The organism is Ferruginibacter sp., from assembly GCF_049840995.1.
In the GTDB taxonomy this organism is placed as follows: Bacteria; Bacteroidota; Bacteroidia; order Chitinophagales; family Chitinophagaceae; genus Ferruginibacter.
The window spans coordinates 38,592-60,831 of the sequence record NZ_JASGIP010000002.1 but is presented as its reverse complement, the minus strand read 5'-3'; the positions used below and the strand labels follow the sequence as shown (position 1 = coordinate 60,831).

Annotated in this window: 22 protein-coding genes; 18 read left to right on the top strand and 4 right to left on the bottom strand. The window is 40.9% G+C overall.

The features are described 5' to 3' along the window. Positions 1–186: 186 nt before the first annotated feature. The 10 genes from QM738_RS01415 to QM738_RS01370 all read left to right on the top strand — a co-directional run bounded on the left by QM738_RS01415 (position 187) and on the right by QM738_RS01370 (position 7,592). Positions 187–696 (top strand): toxin-antitoxin system YwqK family antitoxin, encoded by a 510-nt coding sequence (locus QM738_RS01415; RefSeq protein ID WP_462274892.1) that lies wholly within the window; start codon positions 187–189, stop codon positions 694–696. 305 nt (positions 697–1,001) lie between these two features. Further along, a complete protein-coding gene (locus tag QM738_RS01410; RefSeq protein ID WP_462274891.1) occupies positions 1,002–2,303 on the top strand; it encodes a glycoside hydrolase family 28 protein in 1,302 nt (433 codons plus the stop codon). 168 nt (positions 2,304–2,471) lie between these two features. Then, the gene (locus QM738_RS01405; RefSeq protein WP_462274890.1) at positions 2,472–2,684 is read left to right on the top strand and encodes a hypothetical protein; all 213 of its coding nucleotides are present in this window, start codon (positions 2,472–2,474) and stop codon (positions 2,682–2,684) included. A gap of 391 nt (positions 2,685–3,075) precedes the next feature. Beyond that, positions 3,076–3,690, top strand: a complete 615-nt coding sequence (locus tag QM738_RS01400; protein ID WP_462274889.1) for a peptidylprolyl isomerase — start codon at positions 3,076–3,078, stop codon at positions 3,688–3,690. 203 nt (positions 3,691–3,893) lie between these two features. Next, positions 3,894–4,418 carry a hypothetical protein gene (locus QM738_RS01395; protein ID WP_462274888.1) on the top strand — a complete coding sequence of 175 codons (525 nt, stop codon included), beginning with the start codon at positions 3,894–3,896 and terminating at the stop codon, positions 4,416–4,418. Positions 4,419–4,694: 276 nt separating this feature from the next. Then, a complete protein-coding gene (locus QM738_RS01390; RefSeq protein WP_462274887.1) occupies positions 4,695–5,150 on the top strand; it encodes a hypothetical protein in 456 nt (151 codons plus the stop codon). A 69-nt stretch (positions 5,151–5,219) separates the two neighbouring features. After that, positions 5,220–5,852, top strand: a complete 633-nt coding sequence (locus tag QM738_RS01385) for a hypothetical protein (RefSeq protein ID WP_462274886.1) — start codon at positions 5,220–5,222, stop codon at positions 5,850–5,852. A gap of 108 nt (positions 5,853–5,960) precedes the next feature. Then, entirely contained in the window at positions 5,961–6,434 is a 474-nt protein-coding gene (locus QM738_RS01380) for a hypothetical protein (RefSeq protein WP_462274885.1), read from the top strand. A 26-nt stretch (positions 6,435–6,460) separates the two neighbouring features. Next, a complete protein-coding gene (locus QM738_RS01375; RefSeq protein ID WP_462274884.1) occupies positions 6,461–6,955 on the top strand; it encodes a hypothetical protein in 495 nt (164 codons plus the stop codon). 190 nt (positions 6,956–7,145) lie between these two features. Continuing rightward, positions 7,146–7,592: a DUF4268 domain-containing protein gene (locus QM738_RS01370; RefSeq protein ID WP_462274883.1), complete on the top strand. Its 447-nt coding sequence runs from the start codon at positions 7,146–7,148 to the stop codon at positions 7,590–7,592. Positions 7,593–7,818: 226 nt separating this feature from the next. On the opposite strand, the gene QM738_RS01365 is transcribed toward QM738_RS01370, so the two are convergent. Continuing rightward, positions 7,819–8,274, bottom strand: a complete 456-nt coding sequence (locus QM738_RS01365) for a hypothetical protein (RefSeq protein ID WP_462274882.1) — start codon at positions 8,272–8,274, stop codon at positions 7,819–7,821. Positions 8,275–8,378: 104 nt separating this feature from the next. Here QM738_RS01365 and QM738_RS01360 point away from each other — a divergent pair, with 104 nt between their 5' ends. After that, positions 8,379–8,813, top strand: coding sequence for a hypothetical protein (locus QM738_RS01360; RefSeq protein WP_462274881.1), 435 nt, complete (start codon positions 8,379–8,381; stop codon positions 8,811–8,813). Between the two features lie 25 nt (positions 8,814–8,838). Here QM738_RS01360 and QM738_RS01355 read toward each other — a convergent pair whose 3' ends face one another. Beyond that, positions 8,839–9,594: a LytR/AlgR family response regulator transcription factor gene (locus QM738_RS01355; RefSeq protein WP_462274880.1), complete on the bottom strand. Its 756-nt coding sequence runs from the start codon at positions 9,592–9,594 to the stop codon at positions 8,839–8,841. Continuing rightward, complete coding sequence (locus QM738_RS01350) at positions 9,591–11,447, bottom strand: histidine kinase (protein WP_462274879.1); 1,857 nt, start codon at positions 11,445–11,447, stop codon at positions 9,591–9,593. The genes QM738_RS01355 and QM738_RS01350 overlap by 4 nt, the downstream gene beginning before the upstream one ends. Positions 11,448–11,662: 215 nt before the next feature. On the opposite strand from QM738_RS01350, the gene QM738_RS01345 reads away from it, so the two are divergent. The 6 genes from QM738_RS01345 to QM738_RS01320 all read left to right on the top strand — a co-directional run bounded on the left by QM738_RS01345 (position 11,663) and on the right by QM738_RS01320 (position 20,072). After that, positions 11,663–13,273 carry a vitamin K epoxide reductase family protein gene (locus QM738_RS01345; protein ID WP_462274878.1) on the top strand — a complete coding sequence of 537 codons (1,611 nt, stop codon included), beginning with the start codon at positions 11,663–11,665 and terminating at the stop codon, positions 13,271–13,273. A gap of 116 nt (positions 13,274–13,389) precedes the next feature. Beyond that, a complete protein-coding gene (locus tag QM738_RS01340) occupies positions 13,390–13,632 on the top strand; it encodes a hypothetical protein (RefSeq protein ID WP_462274877.1) in 243 nt (80 codons plus the stop codon). 92 nt (positions 13,633–13,724) lie between these two features. Continuing rightward, on the top strand, positions 13,725–15,917 hold the full coding sequence (locus tag QM738_RS01335; protein WP_462274876.1) for a peptidase domain-containing ABC transporter: 2,193 nt from the start codon (positions 13,725–13,727) through the stop codon (positions 15,915–15,917). A 10-nt stretch (positions 15,918–15,927) separates the two neighbouring features. Beyond that, positions 15,928–17,262 (top strand): HlyD family secretion protein, encoded by a 1,335-nt coding sequence (locus QM738_RS01330; RefSeq protein WP_462274875.1) that lies wholly within the window; start codon positions 15,928–15,930, stop codon positions 17,260–17,262. A gap of 440 nt (positions 17,263–17,702) precedes the next feature. Beyond that, positions 17,703–18,209: a hypothetical protein gene (locus QM738_RS01325; RefSeq protein WP_462274874.1), complete on the top strand. Its 507-nt coding sequence runs from the start codon at positions 17,703–17,705 to the stop codon at positions 18,207–18,209. 846 nt (positions 18,210–19,055) lie between these two features. Beyond that, complete coding sequence (locus tag QM738_RS01320) at positions 19,056–20,072, top strand: Kelch repeat-containing protein (protein ID WP_462274873.1); 1,017 nt, start codon at positions 19,056–19,058, stop codon at positions 20,070–20,072. A 335-nt stretch (positions 20,073–20,407) separates the two neighbouring features. On the opposite strand, the gene QM738_RS01315 is transcribed toward QM738_RS01320, so the two are convergent. Then, positions 20,408–21,226: a toxin-antitoxin system YwqK family antitoxin gene (locus QM738_RS01315; protein WP_462274872.1), complete on the bottom strand. Its 819-nt coding sequence runs from the start codon at positions 21,224–21,226 to the stop codon at positions 20,408–20,410. A 480-nt stretch (positions 21,227–21,706) separates the two neighbouring features. On the opposite strand from QM738_RS01315, the gene QM738_RS01310 reads away from it, so the two are divergent. Beyond that, positions 21,707–22,216: a DinB family protein gene (locus tag QM738_RS01310; RefSeq protein ID WP_462274871.1), complete on the top strand. Its 510-nt coding sequence runs from the start codon at positions 21,707–21,709 to the stop codon at positions 22,214–22,216. Positions 22,217–22,240: the final 24 nt, after the last annotated feature.

The window sequence follows — 22,240 nt, the reverse complement described above, 5'->3', positions numbered from 1 at the left end:
AGTATCCATCCGTTTCAACTATAACTCCTGTTAAACGGCAAAGGTACGATTATGTTGATTGTTATTAAACACTCGCCGCCGTCTTGGCTCCGACAAACGGCGTATTCCTCTATCACACAACAATCCCCCTTCAAAATAAAATCTAACCTATCTTCGTCAGCGGCCAGTCAATAAAAACAATATAATATGAAGCATTCAAATTATCCGGTACTTCTCGTGTTAGTACTCGCATTAATATTTTGCAGCTGCGCTGGCAGATCATCCAAACAAATCACGTATTATGAAAATGGCAAAATAAAATCTGTCATTATCAACAACGCAGGTACAGATAAATTGCGGATTGAACTCTCGTTTTACGAAAATGGAGAGGTCAAGGAAATACATAGACTTAACCAGGAAGGGCAATTTCAAGGCGAGCAATTATGGTTTTATAATGATGGTATTTTAGACAGGAAAATACCCGTACAAAATGGATTGGCCGGGGGAAATGCTTATTATTTTTATGATACTACCGGAACTTTAAACGGGCATAGATATTTCAGAATGGATAAAGAAGTGAGTTATGGTGCAGACTATTGGGAAGATTCACTGGGTATTATAAAGTCCTCACTTTTATTTAATGACAGCGGCCAAGTTATTGATGCAAAGTTTTTTGATAAAAATGGGCACTTCGTCCGGGAAGAAGGTAAAAAATAAATTCCAAAATGGATTTCATAACCTCCGCCGCCGTCTTGACACTGAGCTTCGTCGAAGTACAACAAACGACATATTTCCTATCATCATCGATGATAAATAACGAAACACGGATCATTAAGATGATCATGATCTACACAGATAGATCATAACATATCATCACCATCATAAAAATCTGCGTTCCCATAAAAGACGCCGCAGGCGACTTATTCCAATCTCCAATAACTCCCCATTAACAAACTTTAGCACCCAATCAAAGTCAGTCCTTCAATTAATGTTTACATTGTACCAGCTAAAATTCAAACAGCATGAAAATACGTTGCAGCGTTATCGCAATGATCAGTTTCCTCGCATTACAACAACTACAGGCACAGACAGCATTGGTAACACCGGCGCTCCCAGTAATTCCCAATAAAACATTCAACATAAAAGATTTTGGTGCAGCAGCCGATGCACAAACAGACAATACCAGTGCTATTCAAAAAGCAATTGATGCAGCCAATACCGCCGGTGGCGGAAAAGTGGTGGTGCCTGCAGGCGTTTTTCTCTGCGGCCCTTTGCAGTTTGTGAACAACCTCAATTTTCAACTGGATTCCGGTGCACTGCTAAAATTATTACCGATCGATAAATATCCCGGTGGCACCACAACGGGTACCGATTTTATCAGCGGCACCAAACTGCACGATGTGGCCATTACCGGTAAAGGCACCATCGACGGGCAAGGATCGCCCTGGTGGCCCTTCGCGAAAGAAAAAGATGCCAAACGCCCCCGCATGATCTCGCTGAAGGATTGTGAAAAACTGTTGATCGAGAATGTAACCTTGATGAACTCACCGATGTTTCATATTGCCATCAGCAGGTCGAACAATGTTACGGTAAGTGGTGTAATAGTCCGTGCGCCTGCCTCCACCGATCCGGTGAATCCCAGCCACAATACCGATGCCTGCGATGTTTCCGGTAAAGATATCCTGATCAAGAACTGCGACATCAGTACCGGCGATGATAATTTTACCTGTGGCGGCGGCACTTTTAATGTACACATCATGCACTGCAAATATGGTTACGGACATGGTTTATCTATTGGCAGTTATACCAAAGGAGGCGTATCGAATTTTTTAATAGAAGACTGCAGCTTTACCAATACCGAATGCGGCATCCGCATCAAATCCGACCGTGACCGGGGCGGCCAGGTGCAGAACCTCACCTACCGCAATCTTACCATGACGAACGTGGGCATTCCCATTTTAATGTATGCCACTTATATGGCGCCCGATAAACAATACAGGAACCTGCAAAAACTTACGCCCGAAATTGCATCGACTTATCCAGCTGCACCGGTAACCGACTTAACACCCATTTACAGCAACATAAAATTTGAGAACATTACCGCCACTGCCGAAGCCGGCAGGCGTGCCGGCCTTATCTGGGGACTGCCCGAAGCTGCCATTGCCAATATTTCTTTAGAGAATGTAAACATCACCGCCGACAATCCTTTCGGAATCTTCTTTGCTAAAAACATTACCCTGCAGCATTGTAAATTCATTACAAAAGAAGGTGTGAATAAACTGGCCACAGTAAATGCCGAAGTACTGCTGGATGGAAAGCAGTAATTGGGTCGGGACCGCTCCTGCGGCCTGAACCATCATCGTGGGTCGGGACGCTCCTGCGGCCTGAACCATCTCCTCCCGGTCGGGGCCCTAACCTGTCTCGCCCCAGGCGGGAGCGGTCTGAACCATCAAACGGCAACATTTAATTCACTATATTGTAATCAAAAAAACATGGAAGGAAAATTCAAGGTTGGCGATGCTGTGGCATTTAAAAAATTAAATGACAAAAAGATCATCCAGGTAGATGAAGTAAAGGGCGAAGCGCTTTGCGAAGGATTGAATAAAAAGAACGAAAAGAAAACGGTGTGGATACCGTTACGGTTGCTGAAACTGCAAAAGGAAAAAGCACCTGCAGCAACGGAGCAAACTATTAAACCCACATAGGCACATAGAAAACATAGGGAAAATATTATTCCTCGCCACCGCCTGGGTGCTGAGCCTCGTCAAAGTACGACCAACGGCGTACACATCGCAACCTTCAATGCAGGGCTGCCTGATGCTGGCTTAAGCCGCAAAATTGCGGGTTTCCCGTATTTTATTTTGTAAATAAAATGATTACTTTGGCGCACCTGATAAAGCTAAAGCTTCCCCATTACGATTTTATACAATTAAGCATTGGTAAGTAATCGTAAATACCATTGCTGCTATAAACAATTTAAAATATATACTACTAGCTTGTTGATTACCAGCGTATATTTGGTTTGATGAATTGCGTGTAATAACAGCAATCCTGGTGTTGGCTGATACTCTGACACAAAACCTATAGCAACATAAAATGACAAGACTTATTATTACAACAATACTATTTTTATTTTACTCTTTCACTTTTGGACAATCGAAAGGAAATGATATTTCAAAGATTAAAACAGTTTCTGAAGCAGAAGCATTTATATCAAAAAATCCCCAAACAGGCAGTAAACTTTTTACAATAGAATCAAGTAATGACACGACAGAAATTCTTATGCCCCTTTATAACAAAAAAATTGGCTTTACTTTTTACATAGATAATATCGCTTTTAAAATTTTAAGTATAGACTCTACTTTATCATTTAGAGTAAACTATATTTATTTAAATGGTGACAAATTTTCCAAACTGCAACTTGACAGCTTAAGGCAGGAAATAATTTCAAAATTTAAAACTGGTACAAGCTTTTTTGACCTTGTTCAGCAGTATAATATGGATGGTAATTTTACAGGTGACACGAAATGGTTTACAGAGAATATGATGGTTAAAAATTTTGAACAAGCTGTTAGAAATCATAAGAAAAATGAAATCTTCACAGTTGACACACCCGAACAAAACTGGTATCACGTTGTACTAAAGACATTTGACGATACATACATTAAGAAAGTTACTTTGTTGAAAATGAAGAGCAGCAACCAAAATTAGGTTTGCTGCAATTTGTGCTTGACGTTGTAAGCATCAACTTTGGTTCGCTATTCGGCTTCGGCAGATGAATAACGCCAAGCAACAGAATTACAATCAGCTTTTGTATCTTTAATCAGCAGCGGAACCGGGCACACGGAACATAGAATACCGCCACATCGCCAATGGTTTAACTTTATGTGCCAGCGTTCGAAACATTTTCTAAGATGAAAAGTGTACCTACCATATTATTCATTCTTCTTTCCTTTTTGGCCAAATGTCAAATTAATCCTTTAAAAGACACCTTTAACTCATCTTTAAGTCAGCCAAGGTTTTGCGATTCAATTTTATCCCGAGATGCAATTGGAAAATTTTCGTTTGTATTTGCAGATGTTTTAAGTGGTAGTTATTACTTCGACTCAAATATGAAATTTAGAAGATATCACTCTGGTTGCTTTGGCAGTAGTTTTTTTGATAGCGGAAAATGGTATAACAATAAAAATTATATTACGCTTATTAATTGCAGGAAAAAGAAATCTATTTTTTATTTATTTAAAGTGGACACTGTTTATTTCTTTGTGGCCAAGCAAGATCGGGAAAAATTTTTATCATCGTTTAAGTCTGCATGGCTCAAAGTAAATAAAGACTCAAAATTTTATTCTGACAAGGAAAATCGTTTAAGAAATATCCAAATCATAGAATTACTTAAACCGGCCTACTATTCAAAAAACAATTCGACTGCCGGCACATAACATGGGATTTTGCCTCAGTGAGAATTCGCCGCCGTCTGGTCTTTTTGCCGCCGTCTTGGCTTCGACAAACGGCGAATGCCACCATCATTAAAACTTTACCAGATCAAAAGTAATGCGGCCAATTTCTCCTCCGCCATCTTCATATACTTAACCTTAAAACCCCACTTTCGTTGTTAATATTTAACTTTATAAAAAAGCAGGTAGTGGTTCCGGGCTGGACGTTATAAAATACCAGCACAGCAGCGGGTCCTCAACTTTAGGCTCAATTATAAGATAATGGCATCAGCATTTTGGACACTTGAAGACGGCAGAGGCTTTGCAAGACGATGGGCAGGCATGGCATATATGTTAGAACTAATCACAAACGAACTAAAAGAAATTAACGGAGCGCAAACTTTCTATGAATACCTGGAGAGATTTGTTTATCGTGAAGAAATCGGAGATGAGTACAATGGGTATGGTGGGTTTATTAGAAAAGAGGAAAACATAATGTTCAACTTTGACCTAAGGTCTTTTTCTCCTGATAATCGTGCCTACTTCTGGCAAGCGGCACAACATGCTTTGACCAAACTAAGGATCGAGGATGACAATAAAAAAGAAGGGATTGAATTACTGTTGACAACTTTATTGGACATGCATAAAAGGATCAAGAAAGGCGAAGACCCAATGTTGCTAAATGATATGAGAGTAATTGAACCCGAACCAATAGAAAAACTTGGTCCCGGTTGGTAAAAATAACTGTGCCTGGCATTGCATTCGCAATTTGTGTAAATCCTCCAGTAATTGCATCATTTGAACATTATGAGAAAATTTATTTTACCTGGCCTCTTATTATTTTGCTTTACTACTTATGCTCAAAGGACAAAGAAAGCAGTCGTGATTGCAGACAGCATTTTAAGATCGCAAATTGGGGACAGATTATTTCAATATTTTAGTGTTTCCGGAGGTTCTTATTACAGTTATGCAGGCAGGAAAGGAAAACAACGGACGTGGAGATTTTTACAAAAAAAACGACTTCCAAAGTCGTTCGTGACATTGAACTTTTTGTATCATTTTGATTATCCCAAAATAGAAGGGGTCAGAGGGGGGCTTTGGTTAATAGTTGATAAAGACTTCCAATTAATTGACAGTTTAAATTTTGAATTCATTCCAAAATTCATCGTTGAAAACAAGCCTTCCGAATTTATTTCTGTTGACTCAGCTTCGGCGATCGTACAATCAAATAGTAAGCCTAACAGTTACAAGGTATCTATTCCAATCCTTTCTTATGACGAAAAATCAAAACAGTATATTTATACAGCTTCGCATACCTTGACCGTTGTTTTAAATGCTACCGGCAAAGACATGGGAGACTTTGAAGTCATTGAAATAAACGCTACTACAGGAAATATTATAAACATCAGCAAAGTAAATAAAGGAACCGTGATCAGATAAATTGCTTACAACATTGGTATTGCCAATAAGAGGGGCAAGACATTGAAGCAATCTGCTGCGGCAATGCCTACTGTAAGCAAGTTTTAATCAACACCATATCATTTAAAAATGAAAATCACATTCTTCTTACTTTTTTTAGCATTTAATTTAAATGTCTCTATTGGACAGACAGTTTTAGATACCGACGGTTTAAATAATCTTAATAACGTTTATTTGTTTTCCTTAAAAGAATATTGCAAATCTTTGGATTCTACTAAGTCTAAAGTCGTTTATGTTAGAGATGACCACTTTATTGGCGACAGTTGGCCGAAAAAGATCCTTAGCTTTGACATAAGATATTTGGAAACAGACAGTCAATATATAAGAGCGATCAATGAAAATAATGGCAGCACAATTATCGTCGGCATTACCCCTTTCGACTTCAGGAAAGGGGAATTTTCTTGCGGAGTAATCCCATTTTCTGCAACATACGAGAACAACAATATTAGTATGGGTAATGAAGGCGGTTTGACAATTTACTTTGTGTATGACAAAAAAAGGAAAGGGTTAATCTATAAAAGAAAAAAATGGTTCGGCGTTTGAACCTTCTTACAACATTAGTATCGCCAATGAGACAGCTTATTCTTATCAATCTTCTTTTTTTATTGCTCGCTTCTTGTTCGAGGCATGATCGGCGTGAAGCAATTTTTATAGATGATATACGACAGCCGAAAGAGCAATTAGAAAAACTGGACTCGTCTGAAATATTTTCATACAACAAGTATCTTCCCGGAAAAGCACCCCAATTTTATTATAGCGGCAAAGACACCACTGTTATTGTTGTTAAAACAAAGAAAGTAGAAACAACGTTACAAAAAGAAAGGTACGCATTGCTGAAGCACTTTCTCCATTCAGTAGACAACGGTGCAAATATTTTAATTGTTGTAGACGGCATTTTGTGCCAACCAGGTGCACAAAAGGAGTTACGAACGCTTCCATCCAACAGCTTAAGCTATGTAGACACGATGGAATTTCACGCTGCACAACAACTTTACGGACCACTTGCCAGACCAACGACATTGATAATAAATACGTATAGCCCTAAGTATAATCGAACACCTTAAACTGATAAAGGCACTCGCCCTTCGCCGCCGTCTTGGCTTTTCGCCTTCGGCGATAAAAAACGGAACACAGATCAATAAGATCATTATGCTGTACACCGATAGATCATAACACATCATCACCATCATAAAAATCCGCGTTCCAATACAAGGCACCGCAGGTGACTTAACCCGATTTCCCTATCTTACACCCATGTACTCCAAAGAACAGGCATCAAAATTAAAAACCCAATTCTGGACCAGCTTCGGGCAATATATGAAACCCGTACCCGGTACATCTGGATTGCCGGTTAACTGGATCAATTATAAAACAGGCATCAAAAATATCCGGTTCAGGATGGATGCCGATAACACAAAAGCAATTGTTGCCATTGAAATAACACATGCCAACCCAGAGGAAAGAGCGCATTATTATACACAGTTCTTGTCGCTCAAAACATTGTTGGAAAATACCACCGGCTTTAGCTGGCAGTGGGATGAAGCGGCAGTAACCGGTCATCAAACCATTAGCAGTATATCGCAGCAACTGCAGCAGGTAAATATCTTCAACCAATCAGACTGGCCGGGCATCATCAGTTTTCTTAAACCCCGTATCATGGCGCTGGATGAATTCTGGGAACTGGTGAAAGATGGTTTTTAAAAACCGGCCGCCGTCTTAGCTTTCGCCTTCGGCGATACAAAACGGAACACAGATCAATAAGATCTACACAGATAGATCATAACAGATCATCACCATCATAAAGATCCGCGTTCTAACATAAGGCACCGCAGGTGACTTAAACCCTTCGCCGCCGTCTTGGTACTGAGCTTTGTCGAAGTATGGCAAACGGTGTATGCCCCCCTTGCACTTTCGCTAAGCCAAAATATCAATTCACACCAAACTCATGCTCCCCTATATAGCAATAGATCAAAAAAAGCAGGTCTTCTGAATCAATGTCGAAGTTGATTTGCTTGCTGTATCGTGCCACACCTGATTTAAGGGTCTCTAAAGTACCGACTTTCTCATCGTTGATAAAAAATCCTTTGAAACTGAAAAATCCGTACCGCAACTCATAAAGCCGGTCATTATAGGTAAAGAAGAAAGCAGCAAATTTACTGCTGATCTCCACCCTTTCGGCGCTACCAGGCAGCATTAGATAAAGCGATCTTTTTAAAATAAATCGCCGCTTTTCAAAATAAGTACCGGCTTCAGTAGCATCCATAAAATAAAAACTGATCTTTTCAGTAGAAAAGCCACCTGTCCTGATGCCGTAAACAATTTGCACGCCATCTTTAACAATATCGTACCTGTTTCCTTTTTTTATAATTGTAAAAGTGGTCATTGAAAGATTTTATAAAGCCTCATACCTGTATCGAAGCCGTTAAGGAAAGAAAAATAGGATAAATTTACATAGCATTTCCCTAAAAACACGCTATAAATAAAACTATGAAATATTTGAAAGGCGGCATCGTATGTTTCATCCTGCTGATTATCGGCTACTTTGTCTTTGGGCAATATATAGACTTGTATTTTAAAGGAAGTTACACTTATGTATTTGAGGGAGACAAGGATGACTCTTACGACAACCTTTTATTTGTAAAAAAAGTAAAGGGAATTAAAGAAAGTGATCAACTGGTAAAAACATTTTTAAACGCGGCTAACAACGATCTGCTGACCAAAGAATCTGCTATCAGGTATATCAATGAATTTAACAGGAAAGAATACCTTCCATATCTGTTGCAGGTGAAAGAAGATTTTCAGAAAATGAATATCGATTCAACCTGGGAGGTGAAAGTTACAGATAACTATTCCCGTTCTTGCAAATTAAGAAACGCCTATGTCTCAAGCTACCTGGACGAAACAATAAAAAAAATTAAATAACGCTCCTTTCGCCGCCATCCTAAAACTATCTCGACAAAAAATACTGCAAAAACTCTTCCTTCCTCCGTTGAGAAACATCCAGCTCAGTACCATCCATCATGATCACCGAGCCACCATTGGTACGCCGGTTAAATTTTTCGATATAATCAACATTCACCAGGCTGGAGTGATGAATACGGCAAAATTTTTCAACCGGTAACAACTCTTCATAAAAACCCAGGTTACGCGACGAAACGATCTTTTTGCTGGATAAAAAATGAAATGCCGTATAGTTGGCCTGCGATTCGCACCACGATATCTCCTTTACATTCACAAACACATATCCTGCCGAAGTTGCAATAGCAAGCTTGCGGTCATACCTTTCCTTACTCTCCAGGTTATGCGAAAGCGCCATCCATTGCGATTCAAAAATATTTTTCCTGATCCTTTCCAAAGCAGCCTGCACAGCAGTTACCAGGTCTGCAACCAGTACAGGTTTCAGCAGGTAGCCGATAGCGGTATATTTAAAAGCTTCCACTGCATAAGTATCATAAGCCGTAATAAAGATCACTTCAAATTTTTTCTGCGGCATCATACGAAGCAGGTCAAAACCCGTACCGTCCTTCATCTCAATATCCAGCAACAGCAGGTCGGGTTGCAGTTCCGTGATCTTTTCAAATCCTTCAGCCACCGATGCAGCTTCAGCGGCAATAGCTACCTGCGGACAGTATTGCTCCATAAAGGCACGCAGTATCATCCTGCTGTCGGCATCATCATCAATTATTAGTGCGGTAATTTTCATGCTTCATTTATTTTCAACGGAAAACTGATACGGACCATGGTGCCGGTAGTTGCAGCATCCTTTTCTGAAAGATCTGTAATATCCAGTTCAATAGCATCCTGCTCCAAAGCGTTATACGCTGCAATTCTTTTCTTGGTAATATCATTGCCCAACGATTGGTGTGCAGCATTTGCAAGACCACCGGAATTTTTAATACCATTACCATTATCAGTGATACTGCATACAAGTTTATCTGTCTTTGTAAAATCCAGGATGATCCTGCCCGCCCCTGCTGCTTTGCCGGACATGCCATGATTAATAGCATTTTCCACAAAGGGCTGAATGATCATGCCCGGTACCAGTACCATACTGGTATCCAGCGCCGGATCAACAGTAACCTGGTATTGAAAAATAGTATTTCCACGCATTTGCTCCACTCCTAAATAAGATTGCAGGTATTGTATCTCATCTTTAAGCACGATCCATTTCTTTCCGGAATTTTCCAGCGTCTGTCGTATCAATCCTGCAAAAGTGGCGAGGTAAGTATTCACTCCTTCAATATCTCCTTTAATAACAAAACGCTGCACAGAATTGAGGCAGTTAAAAATAAAATGCGGGTTCATCTGCGCCCGCAGGGCGGTTTGTTCCAGCTCGGTCATCTTTCGCTCCAGCTCATTATTCTGCAACAGCTTTTCGTTGCGGAATAATTCTTTCTGAAACCTTTTAGAACGGAGTACAAAAAGCAAAAGCACCAGCGCAATTAAAAAAGCAGCGATCGAGATTCCTATAATGATAAACTGGTCTTTTTTTTCTTTATTCAATGAAAGTATCTGTTGTTCTTTCTTCTCCGTTTCATACTTCACCTGCATATTCTTAATGGACCTGAACTTTTCTTTGTTGTAAATAGAATCATTCAGTTGCTGAAAACGCAGCTGGCTTTCAAAAGCTTCTTTAAAATGCCCGGTCTTATTATACGCCGAAGCAATGTTGAAATAAATATCCTTTACCGACTCTGGGATCTGTTCAGCCATATTAAGCCCCAGGCCAATATTGCTGTAATAGATCACGCTGTCGTATTTATCAATGGCCAGGTACGATTTACCCAATACTGTTAAAACAGACAACTGCCCCTCCTTATCATCGCCTTTTTTTATGTCGTTCCAAAAAGGAAGTATCAGGTCCAGTGCTTTTCGGGGATTACCAATACCAACATAAAAATCTGCTGTTTTAGGCAGAGAACTTCCTTTCAGCAATTCGTACTCCGCCCACTTGGTTTCTGTAAAGCCGGCAGTATCAATTGCAGCTTCCAGTTCAAGGCCACGATCAAAATAAGCCCTTGCAGAATCCATCCGGCCCAGGTGCTGAAAACAAACACCAATATTGGTGGCTACACCTGCAGAGCGCATGATATTGTGTTTTTTATTAAAAACATAGTTGTACACTTTTTTCAAAAGAGGAATGGCATTATTGAATTCTTCCTGGAAAGTATATACCGTTGCAATATTCATCGTCATAATGATCTCAGCCTGTTCCAGCCCGTTCTTTTCCGCAATGTCAAGGGCTTTAAAATATTCAGCCAGCGATTTATCGTAGTTGCCCTGTACCATATAACTCGTTGCCCAGGCATTATAGGCCATACAAATACCCTTTGGGTAATTGAGCTGTGTGGATTTTTCCAGTATCTGTTGGGTATAATAATCCGAACTGTCATGCGCCCCATTGTAGCTGTAAGTGGCAGCAATATCTATCAATGTATTTACCTGGGTGGTATCTTTTTCTGTTTTGGCCCTGGCAATAAGTTCCTGCAGGCTGCCGGGCTGTGCCTGGCTGATGTAACTGGTTAATATACACAGTACAAAAAGGCAACACTTCATAAGAGTTTGGTTTAAAAAGCGCATACCAACACAATATAAATAATATTACCCTATGTAGCAGGCAAAATTTATAAAACCAGTCCTGCAATTATTGTTAAAACCATGCAGTTGATAAAAACAGGCAGTGCAATGGTCATTGTCACGCAACCTGCCTTTTGTAAAAATCTATTTTAGCACTGCAACAGTCATTCCTTATCAACCGAAAAATTAATTGTATGCTTCAGCCAATTTCGAGCAGGTTATCACAGACTGCCTACCAATATGTACAACACCTGTCCATACCCGTCACAAAAAAAACATTGCAAAAGCGCATCGAAGAAAATCCTTACTATCCAACGCTTTACAGCCTGAATGATGTATTTGATAAATTAAATATTCCCAACCAGTCTTTCCGCATAGACCCGACAAGACTGGATGAAATGGAAACACCCTTTGTGGCCTACATGAAACTGGAAGACGATGAAAAGGATTTTGTATTGGTAACAGGCATTAGTGCAGGGCAGATCAGTTATATATCCAGTACCAACAGATCCCGTACTATGAACCGTGAAAAATTCATAGAGAAATGGGAAAAGATCGTGTTTGTTGCAGAGCGGTCTGATAAAAGCGGTGAACCGGATTATGAAAAGCATTTAATGGACGAGAAAAAAGCAAGCGCAGCAAAAACAAGACTGGTACTGAGCGCCATTTTAATTGTTGGTTTACTCATCGGCAGTTTTTTATTTTCAACAGGTGCTGCTGCATTTTCGGCAACAGCTATTTTGTTGCTAAAACTTTCAGGTATTGCTGTAACTGCTTTGCTGCTGGTATACGATATCGACAAAAGCAACCAGTTTGTAAAAAGCGTCTGTACAGGCGGCACACGCACCAATTGTGATGCGGTGTTAAATAGCAAGGCTGCAAAAATATCAGGCATCAGTTGGGGCGAACTGGGCTTTTTTTATTTTATGGGGTCTACATTGTTTTTGCTGTTGCCAGGTATTTCCTATGCAGCAAAAATATCCTGGCTGGCGGTTGCCAATTGCGTTGCGGCAACTTATATCCCCTTCAGTCTTTATTACCAATGGAAGATCGTAAAACAATGGTGTACTTTATGCCTCAGCGTACAGGCGATACTGTTACTGGAGCTAACCTGGAGTATGGTTAACTTTTGGCAACACCCGGCATTGCCACCAATTTCAGGAGCGATCGCTGTTAACATGCTTACAGCCACCCTTGTACCCATTACCGCATGGTATATTATTAAACCCGTATGGCTTCGGCTAAAAGCACGGGCAGATTATCAATCCGCTTATAAGCGACTTTTCTATAATCCCAGTGTATTCCAGGGCCTGCTGAACCAGGAAGAAACTGCGGCACCCGGCTACCAGGATATTGGTATAACACTCGGCAATCCAGCTGCTACGCAAACCATCATTAAAGTATGCAACCCCTACTGCGGTCCATGTGCAAAAGCCCACCCGGCACTGGAAGAAATATTGCATCGCAATGATGATGTAAAGATCAAGATCATTTTTACCGCCGCTAATAATGAACAGGATAAAGCAGCCATTGTGGTGAAACATTTGTTGGCAATTGCTGCCAAAGGAAATGCGCAGCAAACACAGCAGGCGCTGGATGATTGGTACCTGGCACCACAAAAAGATTATCCTTCATTCGCTGCAAAATATCCCATGAACGGCGAACTGAAAATGCAGGACGCAAAAGTAGAAGCCATGACTAAATGGTGCAAAGCCTCTTCTATAATGTACACACCCACCCTTTTTGTAAATGAAAAGATATTACCCGAAAACTACAGCATCAACGAATTAAACCACTTCTTTTAAAATTCTTTTGGCCAAAAAGAAGGCGAAGCCGAAAACCTTTATAACAGAGTAGGCAAATTAAAAATTAAAGTTTTTGGCAGCTTTTGTATGTTATAAAACTGTCGTAAGCTATGTTAATGAAATATAAAGATTTGGGCACACTGTTGTCCAAAGAAGAAATGAAAAATGTAAAAGGAGGGTATAAATTACCCAATGGATGCCTTTTCAGGTGTTGCGCAGCTGCATCTGGTGGCGAATGCACAACCCCAATTGCCATTGCAGTGCCTAATTGCGACCCTGAAACACTTCAGGTAGATGCGATGGGATGCATGTACAATCCACCTTGGCCTGCATCCTGCACCTGCATGAATCCTTCATAGGAAAAACAATTGCAGGCCAGTAAAACCTGGTTTGTATTACTCAAACCAGGTTTTACTTTTTTGATCCTTATTGAACAAAGAAACATTTCCCGATGCCAACCTTCCCATTTTATAAGCAGCACGATACCATGGATTGCGGGCCATCCTGCCTGCGCATGATCAGTAAATATTACGGACGGCATTTTTCGCTGGACAACCTGCGGCAAAAAAGCGGTTTCAGTAAAGAAGGTGTATCACTATTAGGCATCAGCGAAGCGGCAGAGAACATAGGATACCATACAGCAGGCGTAAAATTGAATTTTGAGCAATTAATTAAAGCAACAAAGCTGCCCTGCATTGTACATTGGGGACAGGACCATTTCGTGGTGGTAACTCCCTCTTCAACCCTTAAAAAAATTATTATAGCAGACCCAGCCACCGGGATCATCGAATGCAGTAAAGAGAGTTTTTTAAAAAAATGGAGCAGTAATAAAAACAACAGCGAACAAACGGGCATTGCCCTGTTGCTGGAACCAACAGCCGCATTCTATAAACAGGAAGGTGATAAAGATAAAAAACTGGGATGGAGCATATTGTTACAGCAGCTTACACGGCATAAAAAATACATTGTGCAGGTATTCATGGGCCTGGGCATCGGCAGCCTGTTGCAATTGGTACTCCCCTTTCTTACACAAAGCATAGTTGATACCGGCATCAATACGCACAACCTCCAATTCATCTATATTGTTTTGATTGCTCAGTTCATGCTGTTCTTTGGCAGAACGGTTGTAGAATTTATCCGAAGCCGCATATTGTTATTTATCAGTACCCGGATCAACCTTTCCTTATTATCTTTCTTCTGGATAAAACTGATGCGCCTGCCACTCTCATTTTTTGATACCAAAATGACCGGGGATATTTTACAGCGCATAGGCGATCACCGTAAAATAGAATCCTTTCTCACCGGGTCAACATTGAACGTATTGTTTTCTTGCATCAACCTCGTGATGTTCTCGATTGTGCTTTTAATGTACGACTGGAGAATCTTTTTCATTTTCTGTATCGGCAGCATTATATATTTTTCCTGGATAAAACTGTTTTTAAAATACCGCCGCAACCTCAATTATAAAACCTTCGACCTCTCTGCAAAAGAAAATGGTATTACCATGCAGATGATACAGGGCATGCAGGATATAAAACTGAACAATGCAGAGCACCTGCGTCGATGGGAATGGGAAAATGTACAGGCATCCATATTTAATCTCAGCTTTAAAAACCTTTCACTAAGTCAATACCAGCAGGCCGGGGCATTATTTATCAATGAAGGAAAAAACATGCTCATTACATTTTTTGTTGCCAAAGCAGTGCTCGATGGTCAGTTGACATTGGGCGCTATGATGGCTATACAATCCATCATCGGTCAGCTTAACAGCCCTATAGAACAATTGATCAGTTTTGTGCAACAGGCACAGGATGCACGGATAAGCCTGGAGCGGCTCAATGAGATCCATCAACTGGAAGAAGAAGAACCGGCAGAAAAAACTTTCATCACGCATTTACCACAGGACAGATCTATCCATATCAATGATCTTTCTTTCACTTACGCCGGTGCAGGTAATGAACCGGTATTAAAAAATTTAGATCTCGTGATACCCGAGGGCAAGGTCACCGCCATAGTAGGTATGAGTGGCAGTGGTAAAACAACACTGTTAAAATTACTGCTGCAATTTTACAGTGGTTATAAGGGCAGTTTAAAAATAGGCGACAGCAGCCTGCAACATATCAGCCCCAAATACTGGCGGCACAATTGCGGTACGGTAATGCAGGATGGCTTTATCTTCAGCGATACCATTGCCAAAAACATTGCGGTAAGTGACGAAGTGACCGATCACAAAAAATTACTGCATGCCTGCAAAGTGGCTAATATACTCTCCTTCATAGAATCGTTGCCGCTGGGGTTCCAGACAAAAATAGGCGCCGAAGGTAATGGCATCAGTGCCGGGCAAAGACAGCGCATTTTAATAGCCCGTGCCGTATACAAAAATCCCGAATACCTTTTTTTTGATGAAGCAACCAACGCCCTGGATGCCAATAATGAAAAACTCATTATGGAACAATTGCAGGAATTCTTTAAAGGCAAAACAGTGGTGGTGGTAGCGCACCGCTTAAGTACGGTAAAGAACGCCGATAAGATCGTGGTGCTGGACAAAGGTGAGATCATAGAAGAAGGAACGCATGAGCAATTGGCCAGGAGAAAGAAAAATTATTTTGAACTCGTGCGCAATCAACTTGAAATGGGCAATTAAAAATAACTATATGCCAGTCAATAGGCATCATATTACGTCTACACATAACAGTGAGCAAATAAGCATTACAGCAACAAAGGAAGAACTGCAGGATTCCTTGATACAGGAAATCATATCCAACCGGCCGGGCTTTATTACCAGGCGGGGTACCAGTATTTTCCTGGTGGTATTGCTGCTGATGATCGCTGCCTGCTGGCTGATAAGCTACCCGGACACTGTTCTTACAAAAGCAAAGCTCACCTCCCTGAATGCGCCCAAAGAAGTTAAAACACTCATAGCGGGAAAACTGGTCCGGCTCTTTGTAAAAGAAAATACATTCGTCAAAAAAGGAACAGTACTCGCCTTCATGGAAAGTATTGCCGATCCTGAAGAAGTGATCGCACTGGACCAGGAAATTGACAACCTTCGGTATCATCTTGATAACAACGCACCCGAAAAAGCGCTGCCCTATCTTACCGACATTCACCAGCAATTGGGCGAATTACAACCGCAATACCAAACATTCATGCAGCAGTTGCGCCAATTCTGCGATTACCTCAGCAGCGGTTTTTATCTGCACAAAAAAAATATGTTGCAGAAAGATATGATGAACCTGCAGCGGCAGCATTCGGCACTGGAACAGCAAAAAGAAATCCTGGAGAAGGATCTTGATCTAACACAGCAAACATTTGATGCCAACAAACAATTGAAAACAGACGGCGTGATATCCGCTTTCGATTACCGCAACGAGGAAAGTAAACTGCTGAATAAAAAAATATCCCTGCCACAGATCAGCAGCAACCTGCTCAGTAATGAGAACACACAAAATGAAAAACAAAAAGAGATACTGGAACTGGATAACCAGGTGGCACAACAAAAAAATATTTTCATCCAGTCATTAAATACTTTCAAAAGCGAACTGGAAGAATGGAAAAAGAAATATATTTTAACCGCACCAGTTGATGGCGTGGTAGCATTTGCCAGCTTCCTGCAAGAAAACCAACAGCTGGAAAACAACCGGGTAATATGTTTTGTGAATCCCGGCAACGCATCTTATTATGCAGAGATCCATATACCTCAAACCAATTTTGGAAAAGTGCATATTGGCCAGGAAGTACAATTAAAATTTGCCGCCTACCCTTTCCAGGAATATGGATACGTACGGGGAAGGATCGATTTCATTTCCAATATCACCACCGACAGCGGCTATCTTGCAAGAGTGATCTTGCCAAACAAGCTACAGACCAATTATAAAAAACAAGTGCAGTTTACCGATGGCCTTGCAGCCCAGGCAGAGATCATAACACAAAATATGCGCCTGCTCCAGCGGTTTTATAACAGCATGCTCAATACCATAAAAAATTGATCCTTATGTAAAACGTAAAAGCAGGTTTTCCCTGCTTTTTTTCTTTGCCCCGTCCGCCGCCGCCGTCTTGGTTTCAACAAACGGCGTATACACTCATCCTATTCCACACAACCTCCCAATAATTGCAACCCAATTTTTTCGCCGCCGTCTTGGTACTGAGCTTTGTCGAAGTACAACAAACGGCGTACCCACTCAACCTATTCCATACAACCACCAATAATTGCAACTTGGTTTTCAAGAAAAACAATCTTCTTCTTAATATTGTAAAAACGCATTGCGAAAAGGTCATTTTCTTTATTGAACCAGGGTAAAACAAAGTTGAATGATAACTTAAAAATAATTTTAAGCACAGCGCTCCTGTTTATTTCCCTCTTGCCCTGCAAGTGATTCATAAAAATCAAATTTTTTCATTTACATTTAATCCCTAAAAACTAATGTATATGAAACTTTCCTTTTCAAAAAAAGCGCTTTATCTATTATTACTGCCGGCAGTAATGCTGTGCTCATTTTCATGGAATGCCGACAAAGCAAATTTTTCCGGCGACTGGAAATTGAACGAATCAAAAAGTGAGCTCGGAGATTTTAAAAACTTTGCAGCCACTGCAATAAAAGCAGAGCAAAAAGACAATGCTATCACAATAGCAAGAACAACACCCGGTTTTAATGGCGGCGATCCCAGGACTACAACGATCACATTGACTTTTGATGGTAAAGTAACCGAATCAGAAGGCTTTGGTGGCTCTAAAAGAAAATCCACCGCAAAATGGTCGGATGATGGACAAACACTCATCATCAGCAACAGCACGCTTTTTGAAAGAGATGGCCAAACCAATGAATTCAAATCAACAGAGACCTGGACACTTACCAAAGAAGGTGAATTATCTGTTGTAACACAATCTTCATCTCCAAGAGGTGATATGACCACAAAAGCCAGGTATACTAAATAAAAACGGATCTCACATTTAATACAATGCATACCAAAAACACGATTGTTTGCGGTATGCATTTTTTTAGTGTATAAGCAACTTCGCTTCATGCTTCGCCGCCGTCTTGGTTTCAACAAACGGCGTACTCCACTCGCCGCCGTCTTGGATCCGACAAACGGCGTATCCCTCCATCATAAAACAATATCCAAATAAAATGCAACCCTCTTCCTCCCCGCCACCGTCTTATTATTAACAACCGGCGCATGCCGCCATCATTAAAACATACCCGATAAAAATGAATACATCCACTATACCTACTACCATCACTAACAAAGGATTATCATAGAACACTCACGGGACATTTACGGGACTTTAACCGGACATTTACAGGATCTTAACGGGACACATACAGGACTCCCACCGAACCCTCCTTCACGGCTAACAGCAAGCGAAAAGCAAATTAACTCTATGCAAAGCCGTATTACTTACAGCCTTATCACAATATTGATTCTCAGTGCATGGCCACTATATTTTACGTACACCCTATGCTGTTATAGCAGCCATTTAGCAGTACCTCTCTAATAAAAAAACAGGCTTCAGGATACATCGCTTCGTTGCAGCGTTCATGTACCCTTCAGCCTGTTATAACTGTATACAAAAAACCAAGACAGCAAACATATAAAAAAAGCTGCGGATAAAAAGTTAAAAAAATCCAGTATTCATGCGGGTTTCAGCCGACACAAGCATTTTTCCTGTTCAGCCGCTGATCTGTCCTGCCAGGCTATTTTAACAAGTTTTTTAAAACGCCGTGGCACAATTTTAATGCTTCGTTGCAGCATCCATTGCTAACTTTTAAACATCCTTATTATGGAAAAAAAAATCAGCCCCATCCAGATATTGGTCGCTGTATCACTATTGTTCTTTGTGTCTTGTAAAAAATCCGATGATTCCGATGACCTTGTTGGTAACTGGAAAAGGAGTTCGGAAATGGAAGGTGTAGGACGAACCGATGCCTTCAGCTTTATCATCAATGATCATTTCTATATCGGTGGCGGTACCGATGGCAATGATCGCTTAAGTGATGTGTGGCAGTTTGAACCCTCCACCGGTACCTGGTACAGGAAAGCGGCTTTTCCCGGTACACTCCGCACCAGTGCAGTAGCATTTGCAATTGGCGATAAAGCCTATGTGGCTACCGGTTTTGACGGCATCCGTTACCTGGGCGATGTGTGGGAATACAACAGCATTACAGACAGCTGGCGGCAGCTGAAGGATTTTGATGGCGGTATACGCACCAGCGCCGTGGCCTTTTCCATTGGCGGCAAGGGTTATATCTGCTCGGGCTACAATGGCAATTACCTGAAAGATCTCTGGGAATACGATCCTGCCAGTGACAGCTGGACCCAAAAAGCAAGTCTTACCGGCGACAAACGCAGAGATGCCATTGCATTTGTATACAACAGCAAAGCCTATGTTATAACGGGAACGAATAACGGCAGTTATGTGGATGACCTGTGGATATATGATCCCTCCACAGATTCCTGGGCTTCCAAGAGAAAGATCATTTCTTACAATGATGACGAAGAGTACGATGATGATTACGGCACCAATATCACCCGCAGCAATGCCGCGGTATTGGTGATGAACGACCGGGCCTACCTGGCTACCGGCAGTGGCGGTAATCCCAGCACTACCTGGCAATATGATTTTGTCAATGACCAATGGTCGCAAAAAACAAGTTTTGAAGGAACCTTACGTGAAGGTGCTATTGGCTTTGTAGTGGGCGGCCGCGGATTCCTCACCACCGGCGCCTCATCCTCGCAATACTTTGATGACTGCTGGGAGTTTTTTCCCAATGCCGAGCAGGACGATAGCGACAACTAACCCGTGTATAATATAAATTACAGGAGGAGATCGTTGAGGTCTCCTCTTTTGTTTATTTTATCATTTATTAAAGGAAGCAGAGTGTGTCAAAACCGGAATGACCATGAAGCTTCATCGCCTTCGGCGATGCACACCGGAACGCTGATCATAAAGATCATTATGATTTACTCTGATAGATCATAACACATCATTACCCTCCTAAAAATCCGCGTTCCCACACCAGGCACCGCAGGTGGCTACGCCTGCAATATTCTTTGCAATAAAGGATAACTTCCTTTAATTTTAAGCAGCCTTAGTAATAGGGAGTTCTATACGCCTATACCTGGTATTAATATCTATGGCGAAGGAAAATTCTCAACTTTAGATACACTGCCATCTTTTTTATAAAAGATCCATTTGCCATCTTGTTTACCATTCCTGTATCTCCCTTCGTATTTTAGCTTTCCATTTTCATACCATTCTTTTACTATCCCATCCCGTTCTCTGGAAGTATTTATCTGAACAAATTGCATCAAGTTTCCATTTTTCGACCATATCTTCTCAAATTTATTTAGAAAAGAATAGGCTCTGCTTAGTTTTTGGTCTTTTGTGAAAATACAGAGCTCGTCAAATTGGTCGTCTTTAAAAGATCCTAAGGACAATAAACTCCCGTTATCAAAATATGTTGCAAAAGCGCCATTTAACATACTCCTTTTATAGGAATAAAAACTGATCATTAATTTATTCCGGTTATATTGAAATATTTTTCCCTCGAACGTATTTTCTTTCTGAATTTCAAATTGTGTAAATGCGGTGTCTTTCTTTTTTATATACTCTAACCACCTCCCGTTAGGGAATCGTTGAAACAAAGACCAGCTAAGCTGATTGATTCCAGGAAATTCAAAAGTAAACAGGCCGTTCTTTAAAGAATCCCTTACAACATTCATTTTTTTTAGCTGTAGACTATCTTCAGCAAATCCAATTAACCAACATCCTTCATTTTTTATTGTAGAAATGTTGTGAATATCAAAATCAATATCATTGTAAGCATACATGTTTTGCAGGGTTATATTTTTATCTTCATCATATTTCCATATGCCATACCATCCTGCCCCATTAACAAAACCGGCGCTCTCTATTAACAAGCATAATAAAATAACAGATCGTAATAGCATAATTTTAAAGATTACGGTAAAAGCTACATACTCTATCGTAATTTACATAAATAGATCCTAACACATCATCACCATCCTAAAAATCCGCGTTCACATATCAGGCACCGCAGGTGCCTACGTCTGCAATATTCTTTGCAACAAACGTCAACTTCCTTTAATTGTAAGCAGCCTTAGTAATAAGGAGTTTCATATGCCGTTTGTCATACTTCCACATCGCTCAGTACCAAGACGGTGGCGAAAATAGATCCTCACACATCATCACCATCCTAAAAATCCACGTTCCTCCAAAGCCGCCGCAGGCGGCTATCCCGCAATACCTTTCCTCTACTTAACCAAAATATATCCTCAAAATATAGGAATTTATAAATCCATTCTTTAGTTTTAAGTGTATGTACATTGTTTGCTGTATCCCTGCCTTTGCAAAACGCCTGCCTGTCCTGTAAACCATAGCATTATTTAAAAAAACTAAAAATCATCGTTATGACCAACAAAGAATTTTTCCTGGAATGCTGGCGGTCGGAACTGGCCCCCACCCTTACTGCATTAAAAGCATTGCCCGAAGCGGCAAAACTGGGTTACAAACCGGCAGAAAAGAACCGCACCGCCAAACAACTGGTGGATCATTTTGTATCGCATGTGGAGGACCTGGTTGAAGGCGTGGAAACCGGCGTGATCAACCACCGCGTAATGGCAGATTATCCTTCTACAGAAAAAGCCATCGATGTTTTTGAACAGGAGACTAACCGGCTGGTCGCTTTGATAGAAGCAGTGGATGAAAAAACCTGGGAAGAAAAAGTGATCCCCATGAATGTGTTCGGCAATAAACTGTTTGAATACCCCCTGGGTAAAATGTGCTGGACATTTTTGTTCGATATCATCCATCACCGCGGCCAGTTATCTACTTATTACCGCCCAATGGGCGCCATGCAGCCCAACATCTATGGCCCCACTGCCGAAATGGTGGAAGCCATGATGGCAAAATCAAATTAAACTCATCATCAGCAATGGCTGTTG

Bases quoted from the DNA above. Each gene is read 5' to 3' on its own strand.
- QM738_RS01415 (WP_462274892.1), top strand. From the start codon at position 187: ATGAAGCATTCAAATTATCCGGTACTTCTCGTGTTAGTACTCGCATTA.
- QM738_RS01410 (WP_462274891.1), top strand. From the start codon at position 1,002: ATGAAAATACGTTGCAGCGTTATCGCAATGATCAGTTTCCTCGCATTA.
- QM738_RS01405 (WP_462274890.1), top strand. From the start codon at position 2,472: ATGGAAGGAAAATTCAAGGTTGGCGATGCTGTGGCATTTAAAAAATTA.
- QM738_RS01400 (WP_462274889.1), top strand. From the start codon at position 3,076: ATGACAAGACTTATTATTACAACAATACTATTTTTATTTTACTCTTTC.
- QM738_RS01395 (WP_462274888.1), top strand. From the start codon at position 3,894: ATGAAAAGTGTACCTACCATATTATTCATTCTTCTTTCCTTTTTGGCC.
- QM738_RS01390 (WP_462274887.1), top strand. From the start codon at position 4,695: ATGGCATCAGCATTTTGGACACTTGAAGACGGCAGAGGCTTTGCAAGA.
- QM738_RS01385 (WP_462274886.1), top strand. From the start codon at position 5,220: ATGAGAAAATTTATTTTACCTGGCCTCTTATTATTTTGCTTTACTACT.
- QM738_RS01380 (WP_462274885.1), top strand. From the start codon at position 5,961: ATGAAAATCACATTCTTCTTACTTTTTTTAGCATTTAATTTAAATGTC.
- QM738_RS01375 (WP_462274884.1), top strand. From the start codon at position 6,461: ATGAGACAGCTTATTCTTATCAATCTTCTTTTTTTATTGCTCGCTTCT.
- QM738_RS01370 (WP_462274883.1), top strand. From the start codon at position 7,146: ATGTACTCCAAAGAACAGGCATCAAAATTAAAAACCCAATTCTGGACC.
- QM738_RS01365 (WP_462274882.1), bottom strand. From the start codon at position 8,274: ATGACCACTTTTACAATTATAAAAAAAGGAAACAGGTACGATATTGTT.
- QM738_RS01360 (WP_462274881.1), top strand. From the start codon at position 8,379: ATGAAATATTTGAAAGGCGGCATCGTATGTTTCATCCTGCTGATTATC.
- QM738_RS01355 (WP_462274880.1), bottom strand. From the start codon at position 9,594: ATGAAAATTACCGCACTAATAATTGATGATGATGCCGACAGCAGGATG.
- QM738_RS01350 (WP_462274879.1), bottom strand. From the start codon at position 11,447: ATGAAGTGTTGCCTTTTTGTACTGTGTATATTAACCAGTTACATCAGC.
- QM738_RS01345 (WP_462274878.1), top strand. From the start codon at position 11,663: ATGCTTCAGCCAATTTCGAGCAGGTTATCACAGACTGCCTACCAATAT.
- QM738_RS01340 (WP_462274877.1), top strand. From the start codon at position 13,390: ATGAAATATAAAGATTTGGGCACACTGTTGTCCAAAGAAGAAATGAAA.
- QM738_RS01335 (WP_462274876.1), top strand. From the start codon at position 13,725: ATGCCAACCTTCCCATTTTATAAGCAGCACGATACCATGGATTGCGGG.
- QM738_RS01330 (WP_462274875.1), top strand. From the start codon at position 15,928: ATGCCAGTCAATAGGCATCATATTACGTCTACACATAACAGTGAGCAA.
- QM738_RS01325 (WP_462274874.1), top strand. From the start codon at position 17,703: ATGAAACTTTCCTTTTCAAAAAAAGCGCTTTATCTATTATTACTGCCG.
- QM738_RS01320 (WP_462274873.1), top strand. From the start codon at position 19,056: ATGGAAAAAAAAATCAGCCCCATCCAGATATTGGTCGCTGTATCACTA.
- QM738_RS01315 (WP_462274872.1), bottom strand. From the start codon at position 21,226: ATGCTATTACGATCTGTTATTTTATTATGCTTGTTAATAGAGAGCGCC.
- QM738_RS01310 (WP_462274871.1), top strand. From the start codon at position 21,707: ATGACCAACAAAGAATTTTTCCTGGAATGCTGGCGGTCGGAACTGGCC.